Below are 12,524 nucleotides of genomic sequence, written 5' to 3' on the forward strand. Positions count from 1 at the left end.
CCCGGAGGTCACCCATGTCGCATTGGGTTGTACTCGCGCTGGCGATGGCCGCGGTGTGTGCGGTCGTGCTGGCGGTCGTCGTACTCAAACAGCGCCGAATCCCGGAGGACGACGATCCGTCCGCGACTCCGGATGTGCTCGAGTACATGACGATGATGATCGGCGTCGTCTACGCGATCGTGCTCGGCCTCGCGATCGCCGCCGTGTGGGAGGGCCGGGCCGCGGCGGAGGACGAAGTACGGCACGAGGCACAGGCGTTGCACGAGGTCAGCGAGCGGGTGCGGATCTATCCGGCGCCGGTGCGCGACCAGATCCGGGCGGACATCAACGCCTATGTGAAGTACGTGGTCAAGGACGAGTGGAACTACATGGCCGACCACGGCGAGCTCTCCGATCGAGGCACGAAGCTGTTCCAGACGGTCCGCAACGGGGTCACCGACTATGCCCCGCAGGGTGACCAGGAAATGCAGATGTACCAGCCGCTCATGGACCAGATCGCGATCGCGGACGACGCGCGACAGGCGCGGGGCGAGCAGGCGGGCGCTTCGATGCCGGGGCTGGTGTGGTTCGGCCTGCTCGTCGGGGCGGTGGTCACCGTCGGGATGATCTTCACGTTGCAGATCCGCAGATCCGCACCGGAGTTGATCGTGGCGGGCTTGTTCAGCTCGCTGATCGCCTTCCTGCTGTTCCTGATCTGGGACCTGGACGCGCCGTTCGGGCAGGGGATGACGGCGGCGTCCGACGCCTTCTCGTCGTTGTTCCCGGGAGCCGGGTAGCGCGCCGGGGGAGCGGGGGAGGAGCGAGGTCCTGATAACGGGCCCGTGATGGCATGCGCGTGGGTCGGCTCATGCCCGGCGGGCCGGTCGGTTGGCCGATCAGGCCGGCGCCGGCGCCGGGGATGCCGGTGCCGCCGTGGTCGGGTGGCAGCGGGTTGACCACTTCGATGGCGAGTCCGTCGTCGGGGGCGGGGGTGACGCTCACCCGTACGTGTGTGCCCGGGGCGTGTTTGCGGGCGTTGGTCAGGCCCTCCTGGACGATCCGGTAGGCGTGTCGGCCGGTGCGGCCCGACACGGACGGCAGGTGGGCCAGGTCGAGGTGGACGGTGGCGCCGGCCTGGCGGGACTCCTCGATCAGCGCGGGCAGATCGCTGAGCACGGGCTGTGGGCGTTCCGGCTCGTCCTCCTCGGACTCGTCGGGGTGGGCGCGCAGAACGCCGATCACCTCGCGCAGATCCTCCAGCGCCTCGAATGCGCACTGCCGGATCACCTCGGCCGCGCGGGCCTCTTCGGGGGTGGCGCCGGCCCGGTATTCCAGGGCACCCGCGTGGATCGCGAGCAGCGAGATCCGGTGGGCGAGCACGTCGTGCATCTCCCGTGCGAGCCGCTCGCGTTCGAGGTGGCGGGCCTCCTCGACGCGCAGCCGCTGACCTTCCTCGGCCTGGCGGGCGCGCTCGCGCCAGGCGGCGGTCAGCTCGTGCTGGGAACGGATCAGCATGCCGGTGGCCACGGCGGTGGTGATCATCAGCACCATCGCCAGGACGGCGGACCAGTAGGAGCGGGTCGAGTCGGCGCCGACCCAGAACGTGCCGGCGATCACGGCGATCTGGAGGGCGACGACGGACGTGGTCACCCGCCAGGGCCGGTGGATCGCCAGGCTGAGCAGGACGATGGGACCGGCTCCGGTGACGGCGGCGGAGAAGAAGCCGACGAACACCCACACCACGGCGAGCGCGGTCGGCCGACGGCGGCGCAGCAGCAACATGGCCGCGAACATGACGCCGCCGAGCACGGCTTCGACCCACACCACGGGCCGCTGGTCCTCGTCCTGCAGCGCGGTGGCGAGGATCATCGCGCCGAGCCCGAACGCCCCAAGGGCATAGCCGACATCGGCAACCCACTCCCGCCACGTCCGACGCAGCACGGGGGTCGATGGCTCTTTGCCGGGGGAGTCTCGCCCGGCTGAACTCTTGATCACGTTTCACCCCAGGCACCGCCCGGATCCCACCAACAGTGGCCAGGAGTCGACGCCCACACCGACTTTGGTCGCCCGTTGGCCAGTCCTCCGGACCGACCGGAGTCGACCCGCTGCGGGTGTCCTCAAACGCCGGACGGGCTGGACGGGTTGCCGTTTCGGGAGTGGGGCCTTGGCGGCGGCTCGGCGGCCACGGAACGTCAGGGGGCTTCCGTGCCGCCTCCGGTACCGCGCCGGTGCGGTTCCTTGCGCAGGGCCGCTTTCCGCGCCGCGTACGCCTCCGCCGCTTGGTCGAACTCACCGCGCCGGCCGCGTTCGACCAGGTCTTCGAGGGCTGCGAGGCGTTTGGCGGCTACATATTCGCGGAGCACGGCGTTGAGGGTTTCCGTCTTGGTCGCCGCTCCCGTAAGGCGCATTGCCTCGGCCAAGGTCTCGTCGTCGAACTCGATCCGGGTGACCGACATCCGCACTCCTCAACGTTGGTTGCCTGCGCTTCCAGCATATTTGGCCGGCGTCGCCCGATTCGCTCGTGTCGAGTCCGAGCCCGGTCCCGAGTCGTCCTCAAACGCCGGACGGGCTGGTGGGGGTGGCGTTTCGGGGAGTGGGGGCTTCGTCGTTGGTCGGCATTCGGCTTGTGTGCCGGAAGGGGAGTCGTGGTTGCTCGGCGTGAGCCCAGGCGGCCCGGTAGGCCAGGCAGTCTTTCCTATCGGGCCGCCTCGACCTGATTCGGCTCGGTGGGCACGCGCAGCGGCGGTACCGGGCGGCGGGTGGTCGGGATGGACCAGGCGAGCAGGGCGGCCAGGAGGCAGCCGAGGCCGAGCATGCCGAAGCTGATCAGGTAGCCGGTGACCGCCGGGGCCTGGGCCACGCCCGCCGCCCGCGCCGTGCCCGGGTCGACGAGCGTTGCGCTCAGGATCGCGCCCAGCACGGCCGTGCCCGTCGCGCCGCCCACCGTGCGCAGCACCGCGTTCATCCCGTTGGCCACCCCCGTCATGTCCGCCGGTACGTGGTCGTTGATCAGCGCCGGCATCGCGGAGAAGGCGAGGCCCAGGCCGAATCCGAACAGCACGCCGACCGCGGAGAACGCCCACCAGTGCCCGTGCAGCGGCAGCAGCAGTGCGAACGCCGAACCGCTCAGCACCGGCCCGAGCACCAGCGCGGGCTTGGGCCCGTAGCGGTTGGTCAGCCGGGCCGCGACCGGCGCTGCGGCCAGGTTGCCGAGCGTGCCGGGCAGCATGATCAGTCCCGCGATCAGCACGCTCTTCCCGAAGCCGTAGCCGAGCGCCGACGGTGCCTGGATGAACGGCGGGAACAACAACGACGAGCCGTACATCGCCATCCCGGTGAACACTCCGGACAGGTTGGCGAGCAACACCGGCCGACGGGCCATCACCCGCAGGTCGACCAGCGGTTCGGGGTGGTGCAGCGCCCAGCCGATCCAGGCGCCGAACAGCAGTGCGGCGAGGGCCAGTCCGCCGAGTACCAGCGGATCGCCCCACCCGGACCGGCCGCCCATGCTCACCGCGGCGAGCAGCGCGGCCAGCCAGCCGGACAGCGTCACCGCGCCGATCAGGTCCACGTGCCCCTGCCGCCGCTCGGCGGTGTCCGGCACCACCCGCCACACCATCAGCATGGACAGCAGCGCGACCAGCGCGGAGAGCCAGAACAGCAGGTGATAGTCCCAGCGGTCGGCGATCAGCCCGGTCATCACCGAGCCGAACGTGGCGCCGACGCTGATCGTGGCACCGATGGTGGCGATGCTGCCCGCCGAGCGTTCCTTGGGGAATTCGTCGCGCACCACGCTCAGCGCGAGCGGGACCACGCCGCCGCCCATGCCCTGGAGCACCCGGCCGGCGATCAGCATCACGTAGGAGGTGGTGCACGCGGCCAGCACCGAGCCGAGTGCGACGGCGGCCAGCGCGTACAGGAGGAAACGTTTGCGCCCGCGCAGGTCGCCGAGTCGACCGAGCAGCGGGGTGGCCACCGCCGAGGCGAGCAGGTTGCCGGTGAGTACCCACGCGATCGCCGAGCTGGAGACGCCGAGCCGGTTCTGTAGTTGCGGCAGGATCGGCGAGACCACGGTCTGCATGACCGCCATCGTGGTCGCGGCGAAGGACAGGGCGACCAGGATCATCGTCGGGCCGTGCCGCCTGGTCGCGGTGCGCGCGGTCCTCTTCGTACCGGTGCTCATGCGGTCAGCGGCCGGTCCTCGACCCAGTCACAGTGCAGCGTGCGGGTTTCGATCCGCCAGCCCTCGTCGGTACGGGCGAAGGTGTCCAGGTAGCGGATGGCCATCACCCGGTCGCGGCGCACCCCGGAGGACTCGTGGATGTGGTGCGCGGTGCAGTACGTCTCGCCGTTCGCCCGATCCCCGCCCGGTTCGAAGGTGACCAGTTGATTGGCGATCAGATGGGTGGTGGCCAGGTAGCGGTCCAGGCTCGCCAGCGCCGCGGCGATCTCGGCCCGACCGGCGCGGATCGCGGGCGGCTCGGTGGAGCCGGGATCGCGGTGGATCACCAGGCGGCCGTCGGGGGTGAACATCGAGGCGACGAGGTCGGGTCGGCGGCGGTCCGCGCCATGGGCGTAGATCTGCACCACGTCCCGGAGTTCGCTGCGATCGCGCAGTTCGCGCAGCTCGCGGCGATCACGCGGATCGTCCCGGTGGTGCGTAGTGGGCGAATCCGCCTCGTCGTCGTGCATGTTCGCATGCTGGCAGCAGTTGGATGACACACGCAAGTTAATCTGACGTTGCGTCAGTTACACCTGTCGGGTCGCGCTCGAACTCGCCGCGCGGCGAACCCGGCCCGGCCCCGCGCCGAGCCCGCCGCCGCCCGGTCACCCCTCGCGCGCCACGAACACCACGTCGGGTTCCCCACGGGCGACCGGGACCCGATGCACGGTCACCCGCGCGAACCGGGCCCGCAGTCGATCGGCGAAGGCCGGACTCGCGGTCGCGCTCCACACCGTGAGCACGCCACCGGGCCGCAACCGGGCCCGCAACGCGGCCAGTCCCGCGTCGTCGTAGAGCGAGGCGTTGCCGTCGGTCACCGTCCAGTCCGGCCCGTTGTCGATGTCCAGGCACAGCGCGTCGAAACGCTCCGGGGCGTCCGAGCCGTCCGGGGTGTTCCGGGTGTCCGGTGCTTCCGGGCCGAGGGGGGAGCGGGCCCAGGCCACCAGATCGTGCGTGAGCACGCGTACGCGCGGATCGTTCAGCGCGTGCCCGGAGAACGGCGCGAGCGGCCCGCGCCCCCAGCGCACGACGGCGCTCTCCCGCTCGACCACCGTCACATGCGCGACGCGCGGATCGGCCAACGTCTCCCGCAGGGTGAAGCCGACGCCGAGCCCGCCGACCAGAATCCGCAACCCGGTCGAGCCTCCGGCGCCCGCAACGTCGCCGGCCCCCAGTGCGTCCAGCGCGGTACGCGCCAACAACCGCTCGGATTCCCCCGCCCGAGTGTCCATCAAAAAGCAGCCGTTGCTGATGATCTCGTAGTGCGCGCCCACCCGCCGCAGGACGAGTTCGCCGTCCGCCGCCGGGACGCGTTCGATCTCGTGTGCGTCGGTGGTCGGATCGATCGTGTGCATCGGTTCACTGACTCCTTGTCGCTTTATGGAGAACGGGTGTCGCCGTGTCGCCTTCTCGTCTCTTTCCTCGTGCGCGCCGGTCTTCGGGCCGGTCTCGGGCCGGTCTCGGGTCGGCCACCGAGGTCGATCGATGGCACCGCATAACAGTGCCATCACGAAGCCCGCGAACCGTGCTTCCGAGAGCCCGAACGGTGACACGTGTGTAGTGCTGCGCCGAGCCCTACCCTCGACCCTCATCCGCCTGCCGGCCAGCGGTTTTCGTCGGTTCGATGACTCTTGCACCCTGTCGGACACCCGGTTAAGGTCCCGGCCATTGCTTCATGGCCCATTGACTGATGGCATGTCAGATACCAGTCGCAGGGACGCCTCGCAGGCGGAGCCCGAGGTGGGACGAAGCACCGACGTGAACAAGGCAACCAGGGCAACCAGGGCAACCAACGCAGGCGGCGCAGGCAACGCGAGCAACGCAGGCACAGCGCAGGAGAAGTACGTGAGAGCGCACCGGGCATCTCGGCCCGGCCCGCGGAAACGAAGTGTCGGGAGGGCTGATGGCATCAACTTCCGCCGGGCGGCGTGGGACGCGCCGCCGAGCGGCGGCCGGCTTGCTGGTCGTGCCGCTCCTGTTGGCGGTCGGCTGTAGCCGCTCGGGAGACGACGCGGTGGCCAAGGGTCCGGGATCGGGTGGGTCCAGCAATGCGGGGACCTCGGGAACGGATGGCGGCAAGGCCCCGGCCGGCACCGGCGCGGCCGGCGACTTCGGCACGCTCAAGGACGTGTGCGGCAAGGGCGACGGCAAACCGCTGACCAAGAAGGCGGATCGGGGCGTCTCCGAGAAGCAGATCTCGGTCAGCGTGACCGGCGACCCCGGCGCGCCCGCCCAACCGGGCCTGGGCAAAGAGTTCTTCGAGATGGCCGACGGCTTCACCAAGTGGTGCAACGGCCTGGGCGGGATCAACGGCCGCACGATCAAGCTGACCGAGCGCGACGCGGCGTTGAGCAACGTGGGCACCGTGATGACCGCGGCGTGCCAGAGCGACTTCATGGTGGTCGGCGGCGGCAACCCGTTCGACAACGACGGCGTCAAGGCGCGTACCGGGTGCAAGCTCGGCGCGTTCCCGGCCTACGTGGTGGGCGAGGAGTCCGCCAAGGCCGACCTGCAGGACCTGGCGGTGGGCCTGCCGACCACCACGACCGTGGTCGGCGCGTACAAGGCGGTGTTCGCCGCGCATCCGGAGGTCAAGGCCAAGGTCGGGCTGCTCGGCCAGAACATGGCCTCGTTGCGGCCGGCGATGAACCGGTACAAGGCGGGCGTGGAGGCGGCGGGCGGCACCGTCGTCTACAAGGAGGACGTACCCGTGCTGCCGCCGCCGGGGCGTACCACGCTGGAGAAGATGAAGTCCGCCGGCGTCGAGATGTTGATCACCACGTGGCTCGCGGTGGACTCGGCGTCGATGTTCCGCGAGATGGACGCGATGAACTGGCACCCCAAGGTGATCGTCTCGGACGCGTCCGCGTACAACCGCTACACGCTGGCCGCCGCGAAGAACTCGAAGATCCCGGACACCTACGTCTACCCGACCTTCGTGCCGCAGTCGCTCGGTGACAAGAACCCCGCCGTGCAGAAGGCGCTGGAGATCCTGCACCTGGCCGCGCCGGACAAGGACCTGGAGTTCTTCCACATGTCGGGGATCAACTCCTGGCTGCTGTGGGCGAGCGCGGTCAAGGAGTGCGGTACGGAGCTCACCACGGAGTGTGTGCTCGCCAAGGGCAAGCGCGCCAACTGGGACGCGGGCGGCCTGTTCGCCCCCGGCCCGATCGTGGAGACCAAGGACGTGCGCGCCTCGGACTGCTTCACCATGGTCAAGGCGACCGCCAAGGGCTTCGAGTACGACGCCGCGTTGACCAAGCCGAACAAGGCCGAGTTCTTCAACTGCGATCCGGCCAACGTGGTCGCGGTCGCCCCGGGCGCACCCAGCGCGCCGCCCTCGTCGGCGCCGCCGAGCACCGACGCACCCCCACCGCCGCCCGCCGACAACTCCGGGTCGAGCACCCCGCCGCCCGCCGACTCGGGCGAGCCGCCGCCGGCCGCACCGCCGGAGAACGTGACCTGAGCGGGCCACTCGGCCACCGACGCATCCGTAGCACCGCACAACCCGTAGCACCGCACGACCCGCACCACCGTCGCACCCGTCGGCCGTCGTCCCCGTCGGTCCGACCGGGCGACACCCCGTCGTCCTCCCGCCCCGCACCGGGCGGGAGGGCGGCCCCAGCGGCCCTGACGACCTGTCAGGAGCCGTGCCGCACCAGTCTCCGAGACCGATCGCCCCGCGACACGGCCCGGCCCGAACGGAGGGCGCGTGCACGAGTTCATCATCCTCACCATCAGCGGCCTGGTCACCGGCGGCATCTATGCCATCACCGCCGGCGGCCTGACCCTGACCTACACCACCACGGGCATCTTCAACTTCGCCCACGGCGTCACCGGCGCGCTCGCCGCCTTCACCTACTGGCAACTGCACTTCGACTGGGGTTGGCCGGTCTGGTTGTCCCTGCTGATGGTGCTCGGCGTACTGGCGCCGGCCTTCGGGGTGTTCCTGCACTTCGCGATCATGCGCCGGCTGGAGGGCACGTCGGAGACGACGCGGCTGATGGTCACCGTCGCGGTGTTGCTGAGCCTGCTGGCCGCGGTGATGTGGATCTGGGATCCGCAGACCCCGCGCAACGTGGTCAACTTCTTCCCCGGCGAGTCGGTGGACCTGGCCGGCACCCGGGTCTCCTACCACGACCTGATCACCCTGGCCGTGGCGCTGATCGTGGCGATCGGCCTGTGGGTGCTGTTGCGCTCCACGCGCGCGGGCGTGGCCATGCGCGCCACCGTCGACGACCGCAACCTCGCGGTGCTCAACGGCTCGCGTCCCGAGGTGCCCGGCATGCTGGCCTGGGCGACCGGCACCACGCTGGCCGCGGTCGCGGGCATCCTGATCGCGCCCAAGCTCTCCTTCGCCGCGCTGCCGCTGACCCTGCTGATCGTCAACGCCTACGCGGCGGCGGTGATCGGCCGACTCAAGAGCCTGCCGTGGACCTTCGTCGGCGCGATGATCATCGGGTTGGTCACCGAGTACGGCAAGGGCTACCTCACCGAGACCAGGTTTCCCACCGCGGGCCCCTACCTGTCCGGCCTGACCGACTCGATGCCGGTCCTGGTGTTGTTCGTGGCGATCATGCTGCTGCCCACCTCCCGGCTGCGCGGCCACGCCTCCTCCCGCACCCGGGAGATCGCCCACCAGCCGACCTGGACCGGCTCGCTGGTCTTCGCCGGCCTGGTGATCGCCGGCGCGGTGGTCGCGGCCAACTCGCTCGGCGCGGCGGACCTGTTCGCCAGTACCAAGATGTGGGGCTTCGCGATCATCGGCCTGTCGGTGATCCCGCTGGTCGGCTACGCCGGGAAGATGTCGCTGGCCCAACTGGGCTTCGCGGGCATCGGCGCGATCTGCGTCTCCCACCTGGGCTCCGGCGGCAATCCGCTGGGTCTGCTGTGGGCCGCGCTGATCTGCGCCGGCATCGGTGTGCTCGTCGCGCTGCCCGCGCTGCGCCTGTCCGGGATCTATCTGGCGCTTGCCACCGCCGCGTTCGCGGTGATGCTGGACCGCTGGATCTTCCAACTGCCCGCGTTCACCTGGGGCAGCACCAAAATCGACCTGTTCAACAGCGGCACGCTCAACTTCGAGCGATTCGACTGGCCCGGCATCGACATCTCCTCCGACCGGGCCTACTTCATCTTCGGCGCGGTCTTCTTCGCCCTGTCCTCGCTGGTCGTGGTGTGGATCCGGCGCGGCGAGTTCGGCCGCCGGCTGCTCGCGATGAAGGACAGCCCGGCGGCGTGCGCGACCATCGGGATGAACCACAAGCTGACCACACTCACCGTCTTCGGCCTGTCCGCCGCGATGGCGGGCGTCGGCGGCGGCATCATGGGCGGCGCGCTGGGCACCCTGTCGCCGGTCAACTTCGACTTCACCGCCGGACTCTCGGTGCTGATGCTGATGGTCATCGCGGGCCTGACCTCCCCGGGCGCCGCGCTGTTCGCGGGCATCTTCCTGGGCACCCCGCTGATCACCAACCTCTTCCCCGACTACGCCCAGCTCACCACGATCCTGATCGGCCTCAACGGCATCGCCCTCGGCAAGAACCCCAACGGGTTCATCGCCGCCAAGATCCGCCCCGAGTGGGAGCCGGCGCTGCGCCGACCGGTGATCCTGGCGGGCAGCGCGATCGCCCAACTGGTGCTGGTCGTACTGCGGTTCACCGACGTGCTGAGCAACTGGCCGTTCGTGATCGGCATCCTGCTCGCGGTGATCGCCATCCCGGCCGCGCTCAAGATCGAGCTGATGATCCAGGCGCCGCGCACCGTACAGGAGTTGCCCGAGGGGCTGTCCGAACAGCCCGAGGGCCTGGGCCTGAACGGCGGCCGGTTCCAGGCCGCCGACCTCGAGGCCCTGGACAAGCTGATCGCGCTGCCCGCGCTGCCGACCGTCGCGATGGCCGACACACCGTCACCCACCATGCCTGGAGCGCGCCATGGGGCTTGAGGTCGAGGGCGTCACGGTCCGCTTCGGCGGCCACGTCGCCCTGAACAACGTCAACATCTGGGCCCACGAGGGCAAGGTCACCGGCCTGATCGGCCCCAACGGCGCGGGCAAGACCACCATCTTCAACGTGATCACCGGCCTGCAGCCGCCGTCCTCGGGCCGGGTGCGGATGGACGGGCGCGACGTCAGCCGACTCGCCCCCTACCGCCGGGCCCGCCTCGGCATGGCCCGCACCTTCCAACGCCTGGAACTGTTCGGCTCGTTGACCGTCCGGGAGAACATCCAGATCGCCGCCGCACAGTACCGCCGGCTGCACCGCGGCACCAAGGAGACCCCGCAGGACACCGCCGCCCGGCTGCTGCACCGGCTCGCCCTGACCGAGATCGCCCACGTACGCGCCGACCAACTGCCCACCGGGCAGGGCCGCGTGGTCGAACTGGCCCGCTCGCTGGCGTCGCGGCCCAAGATCCTGCTCCTGGACGAGCCGGCCTCGGGCCAGGACGACGAGGAGACGCGCGGCTTCGGGCAGTTGTTGCGCGAGATCGCCGACGACGGCGTGGCGGTGCTCCTGGTCGAGCACGACATGGACCTGGTGATGAACACCTGCGACGAACTGCACGTGCTTGACTTCGGCAAAAAAATCGCCAACGGTACGTGCGACGAGATTCGCCGCAACGCCGCCGTCCAGGCGGCCTACCTCGGCACCGCCGACGCGGCGGCGGCCGACGAAGTCCTTCAGGAGACCGGATGAGCCTGAATGTGGCCGAGGCCCGACCGGCCGGGGCGCCCGCCGGCGCGCCGCTGCTCGAACTGCGCGGGATCAGCGCCGCGTACGAGCAGGTCGAGGTGCTGCACAAGGTGGACCTCGCGGTGCCCACCGGCAAGGTGATGGCCGTGCTCGGCCCCAACGGCGCCGGCAAGACCACGATGCTCAAGGTGATCACCGGGCTGCACGAGCCCACCGGCGGCGACATCTACCTCGCCGGCCGGTGTGTCACCGGCGCGGCGCCGGTGGACCTGGCCCGGATCGGCCTGTGCAGCATCCCCGAGGGCCGAGGGGTCTTCCCCAATCTCACCGTGTCCGAGAACCTGTGGATGGCGACCTATCGAGGAGTCTCCCGCAAGGAGATCGAGGAGAAGGTCTTCCCGATCTTCCCCCGCCTCAAGGAGCGCCGGAGCCAGGCCGCGGGCACGATGTCGGGCGGCGAACAGCAGATGCTGGCCGTCGCCCGGGCGATCGCCACCAACCCGGCCGTCATCCTGCTCGACGAATTGTCGATGGGCCTCGCGCCCCTCGTCGTCGACCAGTTGTACGACGTGGTCGGCAAGATCGCCGAGACCGGTGTCACCGTGCTCCTGGTCGAGCAGTTCGCGCGCACGGCCCTGGCCGTCGCCGACCTCGCCGCGGTCATGAGCGGTGGCCGGATCCTTCAGGTCGGCACCCCGGACGAGATCGCCGGCGACCTGCACAGCGCGTACCTGGGCGGCTGATCCGATATGGCACTCGGGTACGCATCAACCTCACGGCGACCCACGAGGTGACCACTTAGATGAGTATGAACAGCGTGAACGCCGACGGGCACCCGGCACCACCCGCGGGCCCCGCCGGCCAGTTGCCGACGCATCCGTCGGCCCCACCGCCACCGCCGGGGGCGCCGACGGCCGGACCACCACCGGCGTTCGCCCCGCGCCACGCGGCGATCCCGCCGGTTGCCCAGGACCGGACCCGGCAGTTCACCGCCGACGTCGGCGCGCTCAAACTGCGCGCGCCCAAGTCGATGCTCGACACCCAGCTGATGTGGCTGGGCGTGGGGCTGATGGTGCTCGGGATCGGCATGGGCATCGGCGCCTACGTCATGTCGCACACCACGACGCTGATCCTGACCCAGAACGACGCGATCACCCTGGGCCTGTCCGCGATCCCGGTCTCCCTGCTGGGCTTCGCCCTCTTCATCCGCTACTCGCTGTCCACGTTCATGCGGTTCTGGCTGGCCCGGCTGATCGCCGCCCAGCAAATCCCGCAGCCGGGCCCGGTGGGCGCGGGCGTCGACGCCACGGCGGTGCTGCCCGCCGCGGCGGGACACTGAGTCGCCCGAAGCGCCCGGACATTCGGGGGCGGGGGCTCCTCAACGGGCGGCGCGCGGTGTCATCCTGAACGGGACGGACGCCGCGCGCCGCACCCGTGGAGGGCAACCAGGACATGAGCGACAACCGGCAACCGGCGGACCCCGGCCCGACCGACACCCCCGCGCCCCGGGCCGGCCACCGCCTGCGGCTGATCGCGGCGGTGTGGGTCGCGCTGATGGCGGTCGCGGTCGTGATGATCATCCTGATGTTGCGCAGCTAGTGCCGCGCCGGGGTGAACGTTGCCGGGCGCGGCAC

12 protein-coding genes are annotated in these 12,524 nt (G+C 70.4%); 7 read left to right on the forward strand and 5 right to left on the reverse strand.

Going from position 1 to position 12,524, the window contains the following annotated elements; genetic code table 11:
* Positions 1-14: 14 nt before the first annotated feature.
* Complete coding sequence (locus ABIA38_RS14675; RefSeq protein ID WP_424639047.1) at positions 15-776, forward strand: DUF4239 domain-containing protein; 762 nt, start codon at positions 15-17, stop codon at positions 774-776.
* On the opposite strand, the gene ABIA38_RS14680 is transcribed toward ABIA38_RS14675, so the two are convergent.
* The 5 genes from ABIA38_RS14680 to ABIA38_RS14700 form a co-directional block, all read right to left on the reverse strand.
* Positions 661-1,920, reverse strand: a complete 1,260-nt coding sequence (locus tag ABIA38_RS14680; RefSeq protein ID WP_424639048.1) for a sensor histidine kinase — start codon at positions 1,918-1,920, stop codon at positions 661-663. The two genes, ABIA38_RS14675 and ABIA38_RS14680, sit on opposite strands and share 116 nt — an antisense overlap.
* A gap of 251 nt (positions 1,921-2,171) precedes the next feature.
* Positions 2,172-2,435 carry a type II toxin-antitoxin system VapB family antitoxin gene (locus tag ABIA38_RS14685; RefSeq protein WP_424639049.1) on the reverse strand — a complete coding sequence of 88 codons (264 nt, stop codon included), beginning with the start codon at positions 2,433-2,435 and terminating at the stop codon, positions 2,172-2,174.
* Between the two features lie 239 nt (positions 2,436-2,674).
* Positions 2,675-4,162, reverse strand: a complete 1,488-nt coding sequence (locus ABIA38_RS14690; protein WP_424639050.1) for an MFS transporter — start codon at positions 4,160-4,162, stop codon at positions 2,675-2,677.
* A complete protein-coding gene (locus tag ABIA38_RS14695) occupies positions 4,159-4,671 on the reverse strand; it encodes a nuclear transport factor 2 family protein (RefSeq protein ID WP_424639051.1) in 513 nt (170 codons plus the stop codon). The genes ABIA38_RS14690 and ABIA38_RS14695 overlap by 4 nt, the downstream gene beginning before the upstream one ends.
* Positions 4,672-4,806: 135 nt before the next feature.
* Positions 4,807-5,556: a spermidine synthase gene (locus tag ABIA38_RS14700; RefSeq protein WP_424639052.1), complete on the reverse strand. Its 750-nt coding sequence runs from the start codon at positions 5,554-5,556 to the stop codon at positions 4,807-4,809.
* A gap of 548 nt (positions 5,557-6,104) precedes the next feature.
* On the opposite strand from ABIA38_RS14700, the gene ABIA38_RS14705 reads away from it, so the two are divergent.
* From ABIA38_RS14705 to ABIA38_RS14730, 6 genes are all read left to right on the forward strand, one after another.
* On the forward strand, positions 6,105-7,667 hold the full coding sequence (locus ABIA38_RS14705; RefSeq protein WP_424639053.1) for an ABC transporter substrate-binding protein: 1,563 nt from the start codon (positions 6,105-6,107) through the stop codon (positions 7,665-7,667).
* Positions 7,668-7,913: 246 nt separating this feature from the next.
* On the forward strand, positions 7,914-10,142 hold the full coding sequence (locus ABIA38_RS14710; protein WP_424639054.1) for an ABC transporter permease subunit: 2,229 nt from the start codon (positions 7,914-7,916) through the stop codon (positions 10,140-10,142).
* Entirely contained in the window at positions 10,132-10,893 is a 762-nt protein-coding gene (locus ABIA38_RS14715; protein ID WP_424639055.1) for an ABC transporter ATP-binding protein, read from the forward strand. The genes ABIA38_RS14710 and ABIA38_RS14715 overlap by 11 nt, the downstream gene beginning before the upstream one ends.
* Positions 10,890-11,633 (forward strand): ABC transporter ATP-binding protein, encoded by a 744-nt coding sequence (locus ABIA38_RS14720; protein WP_424639056.1) that lies wholly within the window; start codon positions 10,890-10,892, stop codon positions 11,631-11,633. Before ABIA38_RS14715 ends, ABIA38_RS14720 begins: the two co-directional genes overlap by 4 nt.
* 59 nt (positions 11,634-11,692) lie before the next feature.
* The gene (locus ABIA38_RS14725; RefSeq protein WP_424639057.1) at positions 11,693-12,229 is read left to right on the forward strand and encodes a hypothetical protein; all 537 of its coding nucleotides are present in this window, start codon (positions 11,693-11,695) and stop codon (positions 12,227-12,229) included.
* 113 nt (positions 12,230-12,342) lie between these two features.
* Complete coding sequence (locus ABIA38_RS14730) at positions 12,343-12,489, forward strand: hypothetical protein (protein WP_424639058.1); 147 nt, start codon at positions 12,343-12,345, stop codon at positions 12,487-12,489.
* The last annotated feature ends 35 nt before the right edge of the window (positions 12,490-12,524 follow it).

Origin of the sequence: Embleya sp. AB8 (assembly GCF_049739465.1) — a bacterium.
Lineage (GTDB): Bacteria > Actinomycetota > Actinomycetes > Streptomycetales > Streptomycetaceae > Embleya.